This is a genomic window from Agrobacterium sp. RAC06, assembly GCF_001713475.1.
GTDB lineage: Bacteria > Pseudomonadota > Alphaproteobacteria > Rhizobiales > Rhizobiaceae > Allorhizobium.
This window is the reverse complement of the sequence record NZ_CP016499.1, coordinates 1,462,662-1,481,518: the sequence shown is the minus strand read 5'-3', so window position 1 is coordinate 1,481,518 and position 18,857 is coordinate 1,462,662. Positions and strand designations below refer to the sequence as shown.

At 62.9% G+C, this 18,857-nt stretch carries 21 protein-coding genes; 13 read left to right on the top strand and 8 right to left on the bottom strand.

Annotated features, from left to right (window positions below; translation table 11 throughout):
* Positions 1 to 107: 107 nt before the first annotated feature.
* Together recQ and BSY240_RS07165 are read right to left on the bottom strand one after the other, a co-directional pair.
* A complete protein-coding gene (gene recQ / locus BSY240_RS07170; protein ID WP_069041846.1) occupies positions 108 to 1,964 on the bottom strand; it encodes a DNA helicase RecQ in 1,857 nt (618 codons plus the stop codon).
* Positions 1,965 to 2,059: 95 nt separating this feature from the next.
* Positions 2,060 to 2,785 (bottom strand): TylF/MycF/NovP-related O-methyltransferase, encoded by a 726-nt coding sequence (locus tag BSY240_RS07165; RefSeq protein WP_069041845.1) that lies wholly within the window; start codon positions 2,783 to 2,785, stop codon positions 2,060 to 2,062.
* A 230-nt stretch (positions 2,786 to 3,015) separates the two neighbouring features.
* On the opposite strand from BSY240_RS07165, the gene BSY240_RS07160 reads away from it, so the two are divergent.
* Positions 3,016 to 3,588, top strand: a complete 573-nt coding sequence (locus BSY240_RS07160) for a nucleoside 2-deoxyribosyltransferase (protein WP_069041844.1) — start codon at positions 3,016 to 3,018, stop codon at positions 3,586 to 3,588.
* 137 nt (positions 3,589 to 3,725) lie between these two features.
* On the opposite strand, the gene BSY240_RS07155 is transcribed toward BSY240_RS07160, so the two are convergent.
* From BSY240_RS07155 to msrB, 3 genes are all read right to left on the bottom strand, one after another.
* Positions 3,726 to 4,121, bottom strand: a complete 396-nt coding sequence (locus tag BSY240_RS07155) for a hypothetical protein (protein WP_054149853.1) — start codon at positions 4,119 to 4,121, stop codon at positions 3,726 to 3,728.
* A gap of 146 nt (positions 4,122 to 4,267) precedes the next feature.
* Positions 4,268 to 4,417 (bottom strand): hypothetical protein, encoded by a 150-nt coding sequence (locus tag BSY240_RS24105; RefSeq protein WP_171901554.1) that lies wholly within the window; start codon positions 4,415 to 4,417, stop codon positions 4,268 to 4,270.
* Between the two features lie 105 nt (positions 4,418 to 4,522).
* Positions 4,523 to 4,936, bottom strand: coding sequence for a peptide-methionine (R)-S-oxide reductase MsrB (msrB, locus tag BSY240_RS07150; RefSeq protein ID WP_054149851.1), 414 nt, complete (start codon positions 4,934 to 4,936; stop codon positions 4,523 to 4,525).
* A 305-nt stretch (positions 4,937 to 5,241) separates the two neighbouring features.
* Between msrB and BSY240_RS07145 the strand changes: the two genes are divergently transcribed.
* The 10 genes from BSY240_RS07145 to BSY240_RS07100 all read left to right on the top strand — a co-directional run bounded on the left by BSY240_RS07145 (position 5,242) and on the right by BSY240_RS07100 (position 13,523).
* On the top strand, positions 5,242 to 7,638 hold the full coding sequence (locus tag BSY240_RS07145) for a putative monovalent cation/H+ antiporter subunit A (RefSeq protein WP_069041843.1): 2,397 nt from the start codon (positions 5,242 to 5,244) through the stop codon (positions 7,636 to 7,638).
* Positions 7,635 to 8,054 (top strand): Na+/H+ antiporter subunit B, encoded by a 420-nt coding sequence (locus tag BSY240_RS07140; protein WP_054149850.1) that lies wholly within the window; start codon positions 7,635 to 7,637, stop codon positions 8,052 to 8,054. Before BSY240_RS07145 ends, BSY240_RS07140 begins: the two co-directional genes overlap by 4 nt.
* The gene (locus BSY240_RS07135; protein WP_054149849.1) at positions 8,054 to 8,431 is read left to right on the top strand and encodes a Na+/H+ antiporter subunit C; all 378 of its coding nucleotides are present in this window, start codon (positions 8,054 to 8,056) and stop codon (positions 8,429 to 8,431) included. The genes BSY240_RS07140 and BSY240_RS07135 overlap by 1 nt, the downstream gene beginning before the upstream one ends.
* A 20-nt stretch (positions 8,432 to 8,451) precedes the next feature.
* Positions 8,452 to 10,032 carry a Na+/H+ antiporter subunit D gene (locus BSY240_RS07130; protein WP_069041842.1) on the top strand — a complete coding sequence of 527 codons (1,581 nt, stop codon included), beginning with the start codon at positions 8,452 to 8,454 and terminating at the stop codon, positions 10,030 to 10,032.
* Positions 10,029 to 10,502 (top strand): Na+/H+ antiporter subunit E, encoded by a 474-nt coding sequence (locus tag BSY240_RS07125; RefSeq protein WP_069041841.1) that lies wholly within the window; start codon positions 10,029 to 10,031, stop codon positions 10,500 to 10,502. The genes BSY240_RS07130 and BSY240_RS07125 overlap by 4 nt, the downstream gene beginning before the upstream one ends.
* Complete coding sequence (locus BSY240_RS07120) at positions 10,502 to 10,897, top strand: cation:proton antiporter (protein ID WP_069041840.1); 396 nt, start codon at positions 10,502 to 10,504, stop codon at positions 10,895 to 10,897. Before BSY240_RS07125 ends, BSY240_RS07120 begins: the two co-directional genes overlap by 1 nt.
* Complete coding sequence (mnhG, locus tag BSY240_RS07115; protein WP_069041839.1) at positions 10,894 to 11,223, top strand: monovalent cation/H(+) antiporter subunit G; 330 nt, start codon at positions 10,894 to 10,896, stop codon at positions 11,221 to 11,223. Before BSY240_RS07120 ends, mnhG begins: the two co-directional genes overlap by 4 nt.
* A 406-nt stretch (positions 11,224 to 11,629) precedes the next feature.
* Positions 11,630 to 12,058, top strand: coding sequence for a MucR family transcriptional regulator (locus BSY240_RS07110; RefSeq protein ID WP_054149844.1), 429 nt, complete (start codon positions 11,630 to 11,632; stop codon positions 12,056 to 12,058).
* 238 nt (positions 12,059 to 12,296) lie between these two features.
* A complete protein-coding gene (locus tag BSY240_RS07105; protein ID WP_054149843.1) occupies positions 12,297 to 12,725 on the top strand; it encodes a helix-turn-helix domain-containing protein in 429 nt (142 codons plus the stop codon).
* Positions 12,726 to 12,740: 15 nt separating this feature from the next.
* Positions 12,741 to 13,523: a DUF6456 domain-containing protein gene (locus tag BSY240_RS07100; protein ID WP_069041838.1), complete on the top strand. Its 783-nt coding sequence runs from the start codon at positions 12,741 to 12,743 to the stop codon at positions 13,521 to 13,523.
* Between the two features lie 7 nt (positions 13,524 to 13,530).
* Here the strand turns inward: BSY240_RS07100 and BSY240_RS07095 are convergent, their stop codons facing one another.
* Entirely contained in the window at positions 13,531 to 13,947 is a 417-nt protein-coding gene (locus BSY240_RS07095; RefSeq protein WP_054149841.1) for a SufE family protein, read from the bottom strand.
* Positions 13,948 to 14,227: 280 nt separating this feature from the next.
* Positions 14,228 to 14,692 carry a DUF5330 domain-containing protein gene (locus BSY240_RS07090; protein ID WP_069041837.1) on the bottom strand — a complete coding sequence of 155 codons (465 nt, stop codon included), beginning with the start codon at positions 14,690 to 14,692 and terminating at the stop codon, positions 14,228 to 14,230.
* Between the two features lie 500 nt (positions 14,693 to 15,192).
* Here BSY240_RS07090 and BSY240_RS07085 point away from each other — a divergent pair, with 500 nt between their 5' ends.
* Together BSY240_RS07085 and BSY240_RS07080 are read left to right on the top strand one after the other, a co-directional pair.
* Positions 15,193 to 16,692 carry a sensor histidine kinase gene (locus BSY240_RS07085; protein WP_083229719.1) on the top strand — a complete coding sequence of 500 codons (1,500 nt, stop codon included), beginning with the start codon at positions 15,193 to 15,195 and terminating at the stop codon, positions 16,690 to 16,692.
* Positions 16,664 to 17,674, top strand: coding sequence for a peptidoglycan-binding domain-containing protein (locus BSY240_RS07080; protein ID WP_069041835.1), 1,011 nt, complete (start codon positions 16,664 to 16,666; stop codon positions 17,672 to 17,674). The genes BSY240_RS07085 and BSY240_RS07080 overlap by 29 nt, the downstream gene beginning before the upstream one ends.
* 26 nt (positions 17,675 to 17,700) lie before the next feature.
* On the opposite strand, the gene BSY240_RS07075 is transcribed toward BSY240_RS07080, so the two are convergent.
* The gene (locus tag BSY240_RS07075; protein ID WP_069041834.1) at positions 17,701 to 18,681 is read right to left on the bottom strand and encodes a glycosyltransferase; all 981 of its coding nucleotides are present in this window, start codon (positions 18,679 to 18,681) and stop codon (positions 17,701 to 17,703) included.
* Positions 18,682 to 18,857: the final 176 nt, after the last annotated feature.

Here is an 18,857-nt window from a genome sequence, read left to right as displayed (position 1 = left end):
CGCCCCCTCACCCTGCCTCCGCTACGCTCGGCTTCCCTCTCCCCGAGGGGAGAGGAGGTGGTACTCCATCGTCGCGGTCAATTCCCCTCAAGGGGAGACTGACGCACTCACCGCGAATAGGCCGTGATCACCTCAAGAAACGCATCGCCGTAACGCTCCAGCTTCGATTGCCCGATGCCGGAAATCGAGAGCATCTCATCCTCGTCCATCGGCCGTTCGGTCGCGAGTGCAACCAGCGTCGTGTCGGGGAAGATGACGTAAGGCGGCACGCCTTGTTCTTTTGCAAGCTCCATGCGCTTGGCGCGCAGGGCCTCGAACAGTTCCTGATCCGCCTGGTCGAGCCCCGCCTTGGCCTGCGCCGTGCGCGAGGACTGGCCGCGCGCTGCCTTGCCCGTCGTCGGCCGGTCCTTGCGGAAGCGCACATCGACCTCGCGCTTGAAGACCGCGCGTGCGCTTTCCTCGAGCGTCAGTGCACCAAAGGCCGTGTGATCGACGCGAATGTATCCGGCGGCAAGCAGCTGGCGATAGACCGATTGCCAGGTCTTCGCGGATAGATCCTTGCCCGCGCCGAAGACCGGCATGTCCGTATGGCCGAAACGCATCGTCTTGTCGTTTTCGTTGCCCATGAGCACGTCGATCAGATGCCCGGTGCCGAAGCGCTCGCCTGTCCGGTAGATGGCGGCCAGCGCCTTGATCGCCGCCTCGGAGCCGTCCCAGGTCTCGACAGGTTTCAGGCAGGTATCGCAATTGCCGCAGCCGCCGGCGTGGCTCTCGCCGAAATGCTTGAGGATTGCCTGGCGCCGGCAGCCGGGCGTTTCGCAGATGGCGAGCAGCGCATTGAGCTTGGCGCGCTCCACCCGCTTGATGTCGTCGGCGGCCCCGCCCTCGTCGATCATCCGCCCGCGCTGGATGACATCGGCCATGCCATAGGCCATCCACACCTCGGAGGGCAGACCGTCACGCCCCGCGCGGCCCGTCTCCTGATAATAGGCCTCGACCGAACCCGGCAGATCCAGATGCGCGACGTAACGCACATTCGGCTTGTCGATCCCCATCCCAAACGCAACCGTGGCAACCAGGCAAAGGTCTTCTTCTTTCAGGAAGGCATCCTGATTGGCGTCTCGGATCGCCCGGTCCATGCCGGCGTGATAGGGCAGTGCCCGGATCCCCTGGTCGTCGAGCCAGCTGGCAGTCTCCTCGACCTTGGCGCGCGACAGGCAATAGACGATGCCGCTCGATCCCTTGTGGCGCGAGAGAAAACGGAGCAGCTGCTGGCGCGGCTGATCACGCTCGACGATCTCATAGGCGATGTTCGGCCTGTCGAAGGAGGTGGTAAAGACTTCTGCCTCTTCCAACCGCAGTCGGGCAATGATGTCTTCGCGCGTATGCGGATCGGCGGTGGCGGTCAGCGCCAGTCGCGGCACGCCCGGAAAGAGATCGGCAAGCTTGCCGAGTTCGCGATATTCAGGTCGGAAATCATGCCCCCATTGCGAAACGCAATGGGCCTCGTCGATGGCAAAGAGCGCGATTTCCACGCCTTGCATCATCTCGATGAAGCCTGGGGTCGCGGTCCGCTCCGGCGTCACATAGAGAAAGTCGAGCTCGCCGCGATCGAGCGCCCGGCGGATCTCGACATACTCCTCGCGGCTCAGCGTCGAGTTGAGAGCCGCCGCCTTGACGCCGAGGCCTTTCAAGGCCTCCACCTGATCGCGCATCAGGGCAATCAGCGGCGACACGACAACGCCGACGCCCGGCCGGCAGAGTGCGGGCACCTGGAAACAGAGCGATTTGCCAGCCCCCGTCGGAAACAGCACCACGGCATCGCCGCCGGACACTACCTGGCTGACCACTTCGGCCTGGCGCCCGCGGAAAGCGGAATAGCCATAGACGCGCTTCAGAACGGAAAGCGGGCCTTCCTCAGCCTGGGCGGAAAAGAGCGGATCGGTAAGGGAGTGAGTCGGCATGATCAGAGGGTTTAGCCGAGAGGGCAGGGGATGGCCACAGCAAAGCAGAAGGGCGCCCAGAAGGCGCCCTTACAATGAACGTGGTGAAACGCCGTTTAAACCCAGCGGTTGAAGCAGCCGTTGACCCGCACAGCCACCTGCTGGTGGTTGAGGTTCAGTGCGATGTATTCGTATTGCAGACCGGTGCTCACCGCGAATTCCTGGAACGCCTTGAATTCATGCAGCTCCCAGCCGGGATAGTTGAAGTATTCGTCGAACAGGATGATCGTGCCGGGCACGATGCGCTCGCGCAGCTGCGTGAAGACGGTCTGCGTCGACGAATAGAGATCGCAGTCGACATGCAGGAAGGAGAGCGGCCCCGGATGCGAGTCGAGGAAGGTCGGCAGCGTGCGGTCGAACCAGCCGATGACGAGCTCGACATTCGGCTCCACTGCCGGCAGGTCGGTGCGGGCAAACGCGCCCTTTTCATAACCCTCACGCCAGCCCTCCGGCAGCCCTTCGAAGCTGTCGAAACCGTAAACGGTATCCGACCGCTGCAGGGCAGTCTGGTTGATGGACCTTCCCGAGAAGACGCCGAATTCGAGGCAGAGCCCCGGAACAGTGGCACAGGACAGCGCATAATCCAGCACCTCGGTCGGCGTGTTCAGGCGCTTGGCGCCGGTCATCCGCGTGAACAGATACTGCGAAGAGGAAATTGCGGCGGTGAGGTTCGCGATGGATTCCAGATTGAAAGAGCCGCCCGGCTTCTTGCCGGTCATCTCATTGACGATCATTGCGATATATTGGACGAATTGCGGGCTGCCTATTGTAATCGCTTCCATGGTCGTGAGTGCCCTTTGGCGCCGGAGTTTTAGCTTGATCAGCAGTACCCGCAGTGTCTTGCCCGAGCCTGATCTGCCGCAGGCGGGCGGTCCGCGTCTCAGCCCCGGCCGCGTCGCGCCTCTGCGGATCGTCCAAGCCTGTGCACAGCGCCGAAAGGCCCTTGCCGGACGTGGGCCTCCATGTTCCCTTCGACCCATTTCCGCACCGACCAGAAGATTGCCATTCCCTGATGTCCTCTCCCTTGAAACTCTACCTCGCCGGCCCGGAAGTCTTCCTGCCGGATGCCCGCGCAGTGCTCGATGAAAAGGCCGCGATGACGCGTGCCTATGGCTTCGAGCCGATGTGCCCGGGAGACCTCGCCATCCCGCCGGCCCCGACCAAACGTCAGTTCGGGCTCAACATTTCGGAGATCGACGAGAGCTTCATGAACCGGGCGGATGGCGTGATCGCCAACCTGACCCCCTTTCGCGGCATTGCCGCTGATCCGGGTACGGTCTTCGAACTTGGCTACATGTGTGGCGCCGGCAAGATCGTCGCCTGCTACACCAATGTCGCAGAAACCCATTACCAGCGCACGCTCGCCTGGTATGAGGGCAAGCTCAGCCGTGACGCCGAAGGCCGAATGCGCGGGCCGGATGGCCACTCGCTTGAAGACTTCGACATGATCGAGAACCTGATGCTGCATGGCGGCGTTGAGCGCCGCGGCGGCCCGGTGGCCGTGCATGCGGCCGAACCCGAAAAGCTCTTCACCGATCTGACGGCCTTCGAGCAGTGCCTTAAGGCGCTGGCGGCAAGGGCCTGAGACAGCGCTCGGCTACCCTGCCGTTCTGATGGCCTCAAAACGCCCAAGGGTTGATGAGAGCGAGCGGATGATCTTCGGTGCAATCTACCGCGCCGCAGGGCCGACCCTCCCCGCAGCGGGGAGGGTGGTTGCCCGCGTCAGGCTTTCTTGGCCGCCGGCTTCGCAGTCGGGTCCTCGAAGCGGATGCCGCAATTGTTCTTGATCGAGGCGGCCTCGATCGCCTTCATCTCGCCCTTCAACCGCGCGACTTCCGCGGCCGAGGCACCGTCGCCCTTGGCGAAGAACAGCGCCGGCCAGAAGAGAACGAGGCCGACCCCGACAGCGACCGCATCATTGTCGGCCTTCTTCTGCTGCGCGCCGCTTGCCGCAATGGCACGGGCCGAAACGGCGGTCGCTTCTTCCCGCAGCCGGTCGCAGGAGAGGCTTTCATAGAGTGTCGGCGAGACATAGGCCGCTTCGATGTCCTGCGGTTTGCTGGCGCAGGATGAGAGCACGGCGGCGAGGCCGAGAACGGTCGCGAGTTTGGTATGCATGGTAGACCCCCAGGTTGTTGACCTGAATGGGGTTCCATCATCGCGTTTGCCGGTCAAATGCAAAGATTACAACTTGAGCTTTAAGATGAGGCTTTCCACAGCCAAGAACGGCAGCAATGCGCTTCAGGCCGCATGTCGGCCGCCGTTCACGGCAAGGCGCAACCGATCACGGGGCAGTGCTTGTGCGGCAGCGATGCCGTCGCCTGAGCTTCGCCTCCGGCGAACCTGACGGCCGTAAAGCCGATGACCAGGGCGACGGCAGCGACGCCGATAAAGAGGATGATCTTTGTCTTCAAGCAGGTCTCGCTCGGGCTATTTTCTGCCGCGCGAAAGCGGCTCTGCCGGACTGGAAGCCGCCCGGCCGTTCGGCCAGGCGCGTCTTCCGGCGCCGGTCTTGCCCATCACTCGATCGGCGTAAACACCATCGAGTGCCCGTTGATGCAGTAGCGCAAGCCCGTGGGCTTCGGGCCGTCGGGAAAGACGTGTCCCAGATGCCCGCCGCAATTGGCGCAGCGGATTTCCGTGCGCACCATGCCGAAAGCGGTGTCGCGATGCTCGGTCACGGCATCCGCCTTCACCGGCTCGAAATAGCTCGGCCAGCCGCAACCGGCGTCGAACTTGGTGTCGGAGACGAAGAGCGGTTCGTCGCAGGCCGCACAGCGATAAAGGCCCTTGTCGAAATTGTCCCAATAGGGCCCGGTAAAGGCGCGCTCGGTGCCGTGCTCGCGCAGGATCCGGTATTGCTCCGGCGTCAGCTGGTCGCGCCATTCGGCATCCGACTTGACGATCTTCGGGGCAGTTGTGGAAGCGGTCATGATGATCTCCTTGGCCAGGCGCGGGGCAGGGCAAAGCCTCGCGGGTGTTGCATGATAGATAGGGAGCCAGAGGCAAGGCGGCAATTGTCTGTCACTGAGCTTTGGTCGTTCGCACCTCCCGTTTCTTTCACGAGAAACTGAACCCCCTCACCGGGAACTCACAGAATCGTGGGTTGACGCGTCCGTGAAGGGACAAGGTTCCGTTTTCGCTTGAGACAAAGGTTGGCTTGTCCTAACACGTGCCACCTTGTATCGACTGATGATCGAGCGCTGATCGTTGCCCACGGGGAGATGGAATGCCTGAGATGACGAGCGACATGACCTGGGTCGCCATGCTGTTGCCGTTTGCCGCCGCCGTTCTGGCGCCGTGGATCGTCTCCCGTCTCGGTGCAAACGGCGCCTGGGTCCTGGCGCTGGCGCCGGCGCTCGCCTTTGCCCATTTCGCCGGCTTCCTGACCGAGATCGCCAACGGCGAGCGGGTGACTGGCGGTTATGCCTGGGTGCCGAGCCTGAACCTCTCCTTCTCCTGGTTCATCGACGGACTGTCGCTCACCTTCGCGCTGCTGATCACCGGCATCGGCACGCTGATCGTGCTCTATGCCGGCGGCTACATGAAGGGCCATCCGCAGCAGGGCCGGTTCATCGGCTTCATTCTGCTCTTCATGGGCGCCATGCTGGGCCTCGTCGTCTCCGACAGCTTCCTGATGCTCTTCGTCTTCTGGGAGTTGACCTCGATCACCTCCTTCCTGCTGATCGGCTTCGACCACACGCGGGAAGCCTCGCGCCGCGCGGCCTTGCAGGCGCTGGTCGTCACCGGCGGCGGTGGCCTCATCCTGCTCGCCGGCATGATCTTCATCTGGAACATCACCGGCGTCAGCCAGCTGTCGTTGCTGCTCTCGACCGGCGATGCGCTACGCGAAAGTCCCTTCTATCTTGCAGCCCTGCTGCTCGTGCTCGGCGGCGCCTTCACCAAGTCGGCCCAGTTCCCCTTCCATTTCTGGCTGCCCAACGCCATGGAGGCGCCGACCCCGGTCTCCGCCTATCTGCATTCGGCCACCATGGTGAAGGCCGGCGTCTATCTCCTGATGCGCTTGAACCCGGTCATGGGCGAAACGCCTGCATGGGAAATCCTGCTGCCCTTCTTCGGGGGCATCACCCTGATCGTCGGCTCGGTGCTCGCCGTCCGCCAGACCGATCTTAAGCTGATGCTCGCCTATACGACGGTCGCCTCGCTCGGCCTGCTCGTCATGCTGACCGGCTTCGACACCGAGCATGCGGTCGAGGCGGCGGTGCTCTATCTCGTCGCCCATTCGCTGTTCAAGGGCGCGCTCTTCATGGTCGCGGGCGCGATCGATCACGAGGCCGGCACGCGTGACATCACGAAACTGGGTGGCCTCGGCAAGCTGATGCCGATCACCTTCGCCGCCGCCATTCTCTCCGGCGTCTCCATGGCCGGCCTGCCGCCGCTCTTCGGCTTCCTCGCCAAAGAAGAGATCTATTATGCGCTGGCTGGCGCCGAGCCGCGCGCCATCCTCTTCACGGCCGTGGCCGTCATCGGCAATGCGCTGATGTTCGTCATCGCCTTTGCCGTCGGGCTCAAGCCCTTCATTGGCAAGGAAGACAAGACCCCGAAACATGCCCATGAGGGCCCCGTGCTCCTGTGGATCGGCCCGCTGACGCTCGCCCTCCTGTCGCTCGGCGGCGCGCTCTTCTCCGGCCTTGCCCATCGCTTCATCTCGTCGCCCATGGCAAGCGCCGTCGATGGCGAGGCGCAGACCGTGACCATCGGCCTGATCCCCTCGCTGGGGGCGGCCCTCGCGCTGTCCGTGCTGACGGTGGTGATCGGCCTCGTTCTCTATCTCGGCCTCGAGCGCCTGAGGGCCGCCGTCGATCGTCTCGTCATCGGCCTCGGCATCAGCCCCGATCGCGGCTTCGACCATTTCATCTCCGGCCTCGTGCGTTTCTCGACCAGCGTTACGCGCTTCGTCCAGAACGGCCGGCTCGAAACCTATGTCACTCTCTCCTTCATCTTCGTTGCGGTCGTGCTTCTGGCGACACCGGTGATGTTCGGCGAACTTCCGACGGCGATTCCACTACCGTCGGAAATCGATCTGCATGAAATGGCGATCCTGGTGATCGCGGTCATCGGCGTCATTGCCGTGCTCACGGCCAAGGACCGCCTGACCGCCATCGTCTGCCTTGGCATCCAGGGCTTTGCCATCGCCGTCATCTTCCTGCTGTATGGCGCGCCGGACCTCTCCTTCACCCAGTTCATGGTCGAAACACTGTCGGTCATCATTCTGGCGCTCGTCATGACCCGCCTCAGGCTGTCGCTCGCCGACCATCGCCCGATGGCGGCGCGCCTGTTCGATGGTTCGCTGGCCATCGCCTGCGGTCTCGGCTTCGGCCTGATGCTGGTGGCCTCGACTTCGGGTCCCTTTGATGGTTCGCTGTCCGCCTTCTTTGGCGAGCACTCCAAGATCATCGCCCACGGCGCCAATGTCGTGAACGTCATCATCGTCGATTACCGCGGTGTTGATACCCTGGGTGAGATCGCTGTCGTGATGATCACCGGCCTGTCGATCCTGGCCTTGATCCGCATCCGGGTGGGTGGCGCTCCGGCAGTTGCGGCCGTGACCTCGACGACCCCCTCCGCCGCGGTGGCCCGTCCGAGCAAGACGAAAGGTGGCAAGCGCTCATGAACACCCTGATCTTCCGAACCTTCGCACCCTTTCTCACCGCGCTGATGCTGGTCTTTTCGATCTTCGTCCTGTTGCGCGGCCATAACGAGCCCGGTGGTGGCTTCATTGGTGGGCTGATCGGCGCTGCGGCCTTTGCCATGTACGGCATCGCCTTCGGCGTCCAGGCCGTGCGCCGCGCCATGGTGTTCCATCCGATGTCGATCGCCGGCTTTGGCCTGCTGGTCTCGACCCTGTCCGGCTTCATCTCCGCGCCGCTCGGTTACCCCTTCATGACCGGTATCTGGGTCTATCCGAGCCTCTTCGGTGTCGAAGTGCCGCTGGCGACGGTGATTTCCTTCGACATTGGCGTCTATCTCGTGGTCGTCGGCACCTTCGCGTCGATCGCGCTTGCACTCGAAGAAAGGGATGACGGCTGATGGAAGTCATCTTCTCGCTCGTCGTCGGTATTTTCTTTGCCGCCGCCGTCTATCTGATGCTGTCGAAAAAGATCGTCCGCATCCTGCTGGGCATCGTGTTGCTCGGCAATGCCGTCAACATGCTGCTCTTCACCGCCGGTCGACTGACCCCGTCGATTCCGCCGATCATTCCGGGCGGCGTCGACGTGCTGCCGGCTGGCACCGCCAATCCGCTGCCGCAGGCTCTCATCCTGACGGCGATCGTCATTTCCTTCTCCTTCTTCTGCTTCCTGCTGGTGCTGAGCTATCGCGCCTATCAGGACCTTGGCACCGACGACACGGGTGAAATGCGTGTCGCCGAGCCGATGGACGAGCCGCTGCCGCCGAGCGGCTACTGAGCGGGAGACACGAGGACCACATGGCTGCCCCCACAACGACCCCTGCCGACTACGCCGCCGCCTATGTCATGGAGCCGATGACGGCTGCCGACTGGCTCGCGGTTACGCCGATGGCGCTCTGCATTGCCTTCGGCGCGATCCTGATGATGATCCGCCACCGCACCCACTGGCATCCGCCGGTGGCACTGACGGGACTGGCGCTACTCGTCCTCAACAACGGGCTGCTGCTCGCCAAGGTCATGGCCGATGGCCCCCTGACCATGATGATGGGCCGCTGGCTGCCACCCTTCGGCATTGCCATCACCGTCGACCTTTCCGGTGCGTTGCTGGCGCTGTCCGCCGCCATCGTCGCCTTCTGCGGCGCGCTCTACGCCCATGTCGAGATCAACAACAGCGGTCGCCGCTATGGCTTCTACCCGCTTTTGATGCTGCTGATGGCCGGCGTCTGCGGTGCTTTCCTGACCGGCGACATCTTCAACCTCTATGTCTGGTTCGAAGTGCTGCTGATCTCCTCCTTCGGTCTCTTGATCCTCGGTTCGGAGCGGGAGCAGATCGATGGCGCGCTGAAATATGCGGTCCTCAACCTGATGGCGACGACGCTCTTCCTGATCGCTGTCGGTTATCTCTACGCCATCTTCGGCACGCTCAACATGGCTGATATCGCCATGAAGGTTCCGCAATATGCCGAGACCGCGCCGCTGATGACGCTGACGGCGCTCTTCATTCTGGCCTTCTCGATGAAGGCTGCGGCCTTCCCGGTAAATTTCTGGCTGCCGGCCTCCTATCACACGCCGCGCGTCGTCGTGTCGGCGCTGTTTGCCGGCCTGCTCACCAAGGTCGGTGTCTACGCGCTGTTCCGCGTCGTGGTCATGCTCTTCCCCGTCGAACGTGAGGCGCTGAGCCTCGTCATCGCGATCGTCGCAGCACTCACCATGATCTTCGGCGCGATCGGCGCACTCGCACAGAACGATATCCGCCGCTTCCTCGGTTTCGTCGTCGTTGCCGGCATCGGCAACATGATGGCCGGCGTGGCGATCGGCGGCGACATGGCCGTGGGCGCGGCGATCTTCTATGCGCTGCACTCCATCCTTCTGATGACGGCACTCTATCTGGTCGCCGGTGAGATCGGCCGCATCGGCGGCAGCTTCCGTCTCGATCGTGTGGCCGGCCTCTGGACGGCCGCACCTGCCTTCGCCGCGATTTCGCTCGCGCTGTTCTTCGCCGCAAGCGGTCTTCCGCCCTTCTCCGGCTTCTGGCCAAAGGCGCTCCTGGTCAAGGCCTCCATCGACATTGGTGCCTGGTGGCTGGCCGCTTCCGTGCTCGTCTCCGGCTTCCTGACAACGATCGCCTTTGGCCGCGTCTTTCTGTTCTCCTTTTGGCGACCGGTCGCTGCCGCAGGCCGCGAGCAGCCAACGGCTGTCCCGGCCTCGGCGGGTGCGCTACGCTGGCGTTTCACGCCGATTGTCATCCTGACCGGTTTCGTGGTCTGGTTCGGCCTCTTCCCGGACAGCTTGATCGTCGTCACGCAGCAGGCAGCCGCCGGTCTTTCGGATCCCACCGCCTATATCCGCTCCGTCTTCCCTGAAGGAGGTGCCCGATGAGCCTTTATGCACTTAGCATGCTGATGACGGTGATCTGGGCCACCGTCTCCGGCAGCTTCACGGTCCCCAATCTGATCTTCGGCTTCGTCATCTCGCTCTTGACGCTCTACCTGTTGCGCGAGCGTTTCGTCGGTCGCGACTACACGAGCCGCTTCCGCCGCGTGCTGGCTCTGGTCCTGCTCTTTCTCGTCGAGCTCGCCAAGTCCGCCTGGCGTGTCGCGACGCTCGTGCTACAGCCGAAAATGGATCTGAAGCCCGGGATCTTCGCCTTTCCGCTGACGGTCAAGAGCGATTGGGAGATCTCGCTTCTCGCCAATCTCATCACGCTGACCCCGGGCACGCTCTCGGTCGACGTGTCCGATGACCGCACAACCCTTTACATCCACGCGATTGACTGCTCCGACGTCGAGGCCGCCCGCCGTGACATCGCCGAGGGCTTCGAGAAGAAGATCATGGAGGCATTTGCCTGATGACCCCTGAACTCATCGTCGAATACGCATCCGTCGTCGCCATCGTCATCCTCGTGATTGCCCTGTTGATGACCGTCTACCGCGTCGTCGTCGGTCCGACCCTGCCGGACCGCGTCATCGCCCTCGACATGCTGGTCGGCATCGTCATCGGCTTCATCGCCGTCATTGCGCTCAGAACCGGCTATACGCTCTATATCGACATCGCGATTGCGCTTGGTCTCGTCGGCTTCCTGGCGACCGTCGCCTTTGCCCGCTTCATCCTGGCGCGCGGCTGCGTCGGCGAAGGGGAGCGGGTTGAGGCTGGTCGCGGACCGTCGAAGCCGGCAAAGACAAAGACGGCCAAGAACGTCAAGGCAAGCAAACCGGCCGGATCTCTCGGCAAGGAGGGAAAATGATTTCGCTTCTTGCAGCCATCGCCATTGCCGTTCTGACCATCGGCGGCGCGCTCTTCTCCCTCATCGCCGCAATCGGCCTCAATCGCCTGCCGGACCTCTATACGCGGATGCATGCGGCCTCCAAGGCCGGCACGGTCGGGTCCGGCCTGCTGCTGCTCGCCGTTGGCCTGCATGCGGCCGATGTCGCGACCTTCGGCCGTGCCCTGGCCGGCATCATCTTTTTCGTCCTGACGGCCCCGATTTCCGCTCATCTTCTTGCCCGTGCGGCCCACAAGGTTGGCTATAAGCTGTCATCCGCATCGGTACGTGACGATATGATGTCATGATGAAACGGCTGATATTTCTGGTTGAGTGAGCGTCTCTATTGAAATCCTAGCTATCCTGCCCAGTGCAAAATGCCTGATCGGCAAATAGAAAAGATTTATACCCGTCAAATCTAGTAGAAATATCAGGTGGACATTTGCGGCAGGGGTGTTAATTCACTTTTGAGAGCGCTGGTCTGTTGCGTTCGTGGTATGTAGGCGAAGTGAACTGCCAGCTATTGGCAAGTCTAACACGTGATCTTGGCTGAATTCTGCGTAGCAAAATGCCGGACGGTTTGGGGCCGACCCGGCAAATTGGTGATCTTCATGGGGGTGTCTTTCGCCTTCCCTGTCCGGCCGGATCGGGAAGACATGTAAACTATTGTCTGTAGGGGCGGCGGCCCCTTCGGGATCTGAACAGGAGAATTGAATGACTGAAACCCAGCAGGGCCCAAGCCAGCAGTTGCTGGTCGAACTGACCGCTGACATCGTCTCTGCCTATGTCAGCAACCACGTCGTCCAGGTCAGCGACCTGACCAACCTGATTGCCGATGTGCATATGGCCCTGAACAACACCGCTTCGCCGGTTCCAGCCCCCGTGGTCGTCGAAAAGCCGAAGCCGCCTGTTCCGATCCGCAAGTCGATCGAGGATGATTATCTGATCTGCCTCGAAGACGGCCAGAAGTTCAAGTCGCTGAAGCGACACCTGATGACCCACTACAACATGACCCCGGAAGAGTACCGCGAGAAGTGGGGCCTGCCGGCCGACTACCCGATGGTTGCCCCGGCCTATGCCGAAGCGCGCTCGCGTCTCGCAAAGGAAATGGGCCTCGGCCAGCGCCGCAAGCGCGCCAAGTAAGCCTTCTTTGGTTTCTCGCGACGCGAGGAAGATCAGGCCGGTCCCGCGACCGGCCTTTTTTTGCATTGGCGGATAGGAAAAAGATCCTCTTCCAATTGTCGGCTGCCATGCTCGCCGCGGCGGCAGTCACCTTTCGATGATTTGTGGGATCACAGCGATGCCCCTAAAATCATGGGGTTCACATTCTCTCAAGCTCTGCTAGCTTTGATAGGAATAAAATCCTTTCTTGGAGCGCGCCATGACCCCCGACGACCCCATCAGCCCGCCACCCGCGATCCTTCCCGCCGCACCATCGGTTGAATGGCAGCCCGCAGCCGAGGCGGATGATTTCTCCGAGCGTCCCCTGACGCCCGAGCGACGGCTGCTCTGCATGATTGTCCGGCAATTGACCGAGGAATTGCTGCGCGCCACAGGCCTCGAACATGATCAGGAGCCTGGCCGCCGGGCCACGAGCCATGTCCGCCAGGTGGCGATGTATGTCTGCCACGTCGCCTATTCGATGCCCATGGGAGAGGTCGCCCAAGCCTTCGGCCGCGATCGCACCACCGTTGGACATGCCTGCCGCATGGTCGAAGACCGCCGCGACGACCGCGCTTACGACACCTTTGTCGCGATCGTCGAGCGCATGGCAAGCGCCGTCCATCTCATCGCCGGCAAGCGCATCTGAAGGAGAAGGCAGGTCATGACCCGCAGCGAACGAAAGCAGATCCGCCAGATCCTCCGACGGGCTTTGGCCGGCCCTCTGGAACAGCCTCCGCACGGTACCACCGTTCGGGTCGCCGCGTCGCCGGCCGAGGCTACGCCCGAGCTCCTCGCTCGCCTGGTGGCCGATTGCCTGCTTCTCCGCACGCCCGACGGACTGGCAGCTAGCCCCGAGACAGCCGCCTGGCTTCGCCGCGATCTCTGCGACCTGCCCGAGGAGGCCCATGCCGCTCAGCACCGCACGGTCGAGGTCGGTACGCTCGATATGCCGCAGGGCCGCCAGTCCGTGCGCCGCAACCTGCAGGAATCGCCGCTCTTTCCCCTGCTGCGCCTCAAGGAGAAGGACGGTCGTCCGTTTCTGCCAGAGGAGGCTGTTGCCGCCGGCGAGCGTCTGGCAGCCGATTTCGACTTTGCCGGTCTGCAGCCGCGCATCACCGCCAGCTGGCAGCCGCGGCTCGCGACCCGCAACAAGGGCGCAGCCCCGCCGGCAACCGACTTGGCCGATGCGACGCTCTCCGCCCGCACCCGCGTCAATCGTGCCGTCCAGGCCATGGGGCCGGAGCTTTCAGGCGTGGCGCTCGATGTCTGCTGCTTCGGCAAGGGCCTGGAAACCGTCGAACACGAGCGCCAATGGCCGGCCCGTTCCGCCAAGCTGATGCTGCGCACCGCCTTGTTGTCGCTCGCCCGCCATTATGCCCCGCCGCCCGTCCGGCTCCGCGCCCGACACTGGGGCGACGAGGGCTTTCGCCCGGAGATCGGTTGAGGGACAGTCACACCAGCCGGCGTGCCGCCTCTTCGCGGATCCGCTGGATCATCGAGCGCAAACCGTTGGCGCGCTGCGCCGTCAGGTGTTCGAGAAGGCCGAGCTGCTTGAAGAGGTCGAGCGCATCGAAGCTGACCACGTCGGACGCCTTCTTGCCGGAATAGGCGGCAAGCACGATCGCGACGAGACCGCGCACGATGAAGGCGTCGCTGTCGCCACGGAAGGTCATTTCGGGATCGGCGCCGTCGCTTGAGGACACCGAGAGCCAGACCTGGCTCGCGCAGCCCTGCACCTTGTTCTCGGCGGACTTCTCGCTGTCGGGCAGATCCGGCAGTGCCTTGCCGAGCTCGATGACATAGCGCATCCGGTCCTCCCAATCATCCAGGAAGCCGAAGTCGTCGATCATCTCGTTCAAGTTAGCCATGCTGCACCTGCTTGTTACGTCGGACCCATATAGTTGAGACCGACAGGCTTTTGAACTGGCTGCGGCAATGAAAGCTGTCGATGCTTCAGGCGTGGGGTCTGGAAAAGAAAAAAGCCGCGCAGCTTGCGCCACGCGGCCCGGCAAATGCCGAATTCAGTCAGGGACAGGCAGACAGGCATCCGGTCTATGGCAGAACCGGCTGCAAGGCGGGGAGGGGGCGGCTGTCCGCCCCGGATTTCGTCAGATGACCGCGTGAGCGTCGGTCATGCGCCTCAAGCCCTCAGGGCTTCGGCGGCTGGTAGGGTTTCGGCAGATGCTTCGGCCGTTCCGTCGGTGTCACCGTGCCGGTGATAACGGGCGCTTCGGTTTCGGCACTGACGAGCTGCGGGCTCTCTACGTGAGGCCTGATGATCTCGACTGCGCCACTCTTCGGCGTCTGGATCCCGTCGGCCACAACTGCCGTGCCCTCATCGGTAAACTGCTGGTCGAGCAGCTGGTAGGCGACGAGCGCCCCTTCGCGGGCACGCTGACCGAGCGCCTGGAAAGTCTGGGCACCCTTTTCGCAAACCTCGGGCTTCTCGACGCAGAGCGAGGTGACATACTCATAGGCACCGCTTGCGGCGGTGATGGCGGCACCCATGTCGAAGCTGGCGCCATCCTTTTCCTCTGCAGGCGGGGCCGCGAGGAAGGACAGTGCGACAAGCGTCGCGGTACAATAGAAAGTTCCCTTGATCAGAAACCACATGGTCTTCACCAAATCCCTGTTGCCGGTCTTTGCCGGAACGGTCCGGGTTTCTCCCCAAACTCGTGAATTCCACCCTAGGTTTGATTCGCCAAAATCGATTTGCGAAAGACGGTCGGTTTTGATGCGAATTCGACTAAAATTTGAGTGATCTCCCCATTTCGGGACGCGTCGGTAAAACTTTAGCGGTCACCGTTAAGCATAAATGTGGCGCTGGCCCCGCAATCCACCGCTTTTGGCCTGATGGCGCCGACACAAATCTTAACGGCCATCAGAAAACTTGAATGATTTCAGTGCTTACGCCCCGTTAACCATGATTTGGAAAGCCTCGTTAGGCTGTCCTGTTTCGGGTCAGAACGGCTAGGCCGGGGCCCTTCCGGGGCTCTGCCTTATCTATTCCTTAAGCGCGTCGGCCTATCCTCAGACGCATAAATCAGATGAACCGGTCGCGGATTTCTGGCGTGGTTGTATTGCGTAAAATGTCGGCTGCACTGACGGTAAAGATGGACGGGCTCCTGGCCCGCCTTCTGGTGCGTCATGCTGTCGGCCGTCCGGTCGACCGGGCCGAGATCGTCGCCTTGCGCCGCCTAACCCTTGCTGTTCTGCCCGCGGTCGTCGCCGTGCCCGCCATCCTCACTCTGGTCTTTGGCGTTGCGACCGGCCTGCCGATCGGTTTTGCCCTCGTCACCGCTCTTTATCTGCTCGCAGCCCTGGCGCTGGTCTCGGGCCTTCGCCTCGGAAGCGAGCAGGACGAGGCCGAGACGGCGATCGCCACCACCACGGCCGACCCTTATGAATACTGCCCCGGCCTGTTCCTGACACTCGACGCGACCGGCATCGTGCGCGCGGCCGGTGGTCGTGACCGCCAGATGTTCCTGTCTTTCCTGCGCGAGCCGCTGTCGCGTGCCTTCGTCGAACAGGTGCATGTCTCCGACCGTCTGGCCTTCGTCCAGGCGCTCGACGAGCTGCGCCTCGGTGCCGATGTCGTAGTAACCGATCTAAGGCTCGATCGCCCGGTGATCGGCCTCGATCAGGCACAGTTCCTCAACGTCCGTCTCGACATGACCGCCGTCCGCTCCGACGATGGCACGCTTGCCGGTGTCCGCGCCCAGATGCTCGATATCGAAGGCGAGATGCTGATGCGCGACGAGGTGGCCCGCAAGGAAGAAGAGGCAAGCGCCGCCCACGAGATCAAGAGCCGCTTCCTCGCTGCCGTCAGCCATGAGATGCGCACACCGCTCAACGCCATCCTCGGCTTTTCCGATATCCTGGCCGGTGAATATTTCGGCAAGCTCGAAAACGACCGCCAGCGCGAATACGTCCAGCTGATCCGCCAGTCCGGCGCGCACCTGCTCTCTGTCGTCAACACCATGCTCGACATGTCGAAGATCGAGGCCGGCCGCTACGAACTGATGCTCGAGGATGTCGATCTCGCGCAGTCGCTGACCGAATGCGAACGCATGCTTTCGCTGCAGGCCCAGACCAAGGGCGTCAAGCTGAGCAGCCGTCTGCCCAAGGGCCTCGGCGAGATCTCGGCCGATGGCCGGGCACTGCGCCAGATCGTCATCAACCTCGTCGGCAATGCCATCAAGTTCACCGATGCCGGTGGCGCCGTGAACATTGATGCCACAAGACAGGGCAACGAAGTCACGATCAGCATCAGCGATACAGGTATCGGCATCTCGCCGGACAAGATGGCGCTGATCGGTCGCCCGTTTACACAAGTGCAGAACGATCTCAATCGCAACTACGAGGGTTCCGGCCTTGGGCTTTCGCTGGTAAAGGGATTGACGGCTCTCCATGGCGGCACGTTCAGGATCGAAAGCCGAGCAGGCGAGGGCACCGTGGTCCTGGTGACGCTGCCGGCGGACGGTTCGGGTGCCAGGGCTGCCCGTGAAACGAACATGGTCGAATTCCCGCCGCGCCTTGCCGAAGCGGGGAGTGATCTGACAAGGGGTGGGAAAGCACCGGGGCATGACGAAGCGAAAGCGAAAATCGCCTGAGAAGAAGAAGGCGGGCTCAAAGGTCCTCCTGGTTCTCTCGACGGGCGCTGGCGCCCTTGCGCGGCTTGCCGGACGTCATCCGCGCGCCGTGGGTGGCGCCTTCTGCTTTACGCTGGTCTTCGGAACGATCGCCGCCAATGCCCTCTGGTACCAGCCTGGCCAGCATCCCTCGCCATTCCTGCGCACCCGAGATGCTGCCGATTTTAGCGTACTCGCCGGCACGCCGCGTAGCCCGCTGTTGAGCGAGCAGGACGCAGAAAACGTAACCACCTTCCGCATCGAACGCGAAAAGCCGGGCAGCGAGGCGGCGCCCTCGGATACGACCGATGCCCGCCCGGCGATCGCACCGGCTCAAACCGCGACGTCCGTGTCTCCCGTGCCCGCCAGCCTTCCCGCCAATGCCGCGGAAACGGCTGGCCTCATTCGCCAGGTCCAGGGTGAACTCCTGCGCCGCGGCCTCTATGATGGCGATGCCGACGGCGTCATCGGGCCGCGCACCGAGACCGCGATTGCCATCTTCCAGAAAACCGTCGGCATGGAGGCAAACGGCCTCGTGACGCCGGAACTCCTGGCGGCGCTGACGCTTGATCGCGGCATCACCGCCGCCGTTCCGGCGCAGCGCCCAGTGATGGATGTGGATGCGCCAGGCGAAGACCCGGTTGCCGCCGCGATCCGCAGCGCTGAAACCCAGGTTGTCACCGCGCCGCGGCGTCCGGTGACAGCCAGCCAGCCGGTTCCACCGAAAACCGTCGAACCGACGGCCCCGCCGCCGGTCCAGCAGGCGAACTTCGATCCGGGCCTCGTCATGGAAATCCAGCGTGGCCTCTCCAACATGGCCTACAAGAACATCCGCATCGATGGCGTGCCCGGCGAAGACACCCGTGCCGCCATCCGACGCTTCGAGCGCCACTACCAGCTGCCGGAAACCGGCGAGCCGAGCGCGGCGGTCCTGAAGAAGCTGAAATCCATCGGCGCCCTGTGATCTTGCTCCCCTGAAGCGGCGACGCTTCAGTCCGTCCAGGGCAGCAAGCCCTGATGGGGGGCGATCGGCGCGGTGAAGCTTGTCGAATGCAGGCTCTCCCCCGCCTCGATGCGTTCGTAGAGAGACAGATAGCGCGCGGTCATGCGCTCCGCCGTGAAATTCTCCTGGAAATGCTGATGGATCGCCGCGCGGTCGAACCGCCCGATATCTCGTATTGCCTCCGCCAGCACGTCGCCCTTGTCCGACAGGCAACCCACATGCTCCGGCACCAGTTCCGGCAGGGAACCGTAAGGCGTGGCAAAGACGGGCAGGCCGAAATACATCGCCTCGATCACCGCAAGCCCGAAAGGTTCGTGCCAGCGCACCGGGAAGAGCAGGCCAGCAGATCGCCCGAGAACGTCAGCCTTGCCCGCATCATCGACCATGCCGTGGAAACGAGCATTGGGATCAAGCGTCAGGCGCAGCCCCATTTTCAGGTTCAGGCGATACCCTCCGAGCACATCAAGCCGCCGCCCGGCCTTGCGGGCGACCCGGATCGCGCCTCGCACATTCTTCACCTTCCAGGCCGCCTTGGCGAGAAAGGCGAGGGACTTACCGCCATGGCCAAGGTCCGGCTCGGGATAGACGCGCGGATCGAGCCCGTTATGCACGAAGGCCGTGCCGCCATGGCGCGCGGCATGGTCGGCAGAGACGAAGATCGAGTTGCGGTGCAGCCGGGCACCGGCCGCATTGCCATGGATCGTCTGACAGGCCTTGCCGTCGAAATCCGGATCGAGCCCGATATGACTGTGAAAGACATCCGCCTCACGCGGGATCTGCGCCTCGAGCGGCCGAGCGGGCTCGATGACGGTGAGTGGCCCATAGTGCCAGGTCGAGCCCGCCGGCCCCAGGAGCCCGATCACATGACCCTTTTCCGCAAGCGCGCGGCCAAGCCAGGCGATGATGCGTTCCGTCCCGCCGTAACGCAGCGCGGGAATGCGGGTATGAGTGGCGAGGACAATGTGCATGGCAGCCCTGGTTCACGTTTCTGTGATTTAGCATGCCGGATCGGTGTCCGACAATTCTCCAACGCCATGTGCGGATGGCTTTCGACCAGCGCTCCCTGAAACTTTAGTCTAGGTGAGTTCTCGTGGTGCCTAAAGAAAGGCCTCATTAATCATACAGATGTTAGCATCCGTCGATT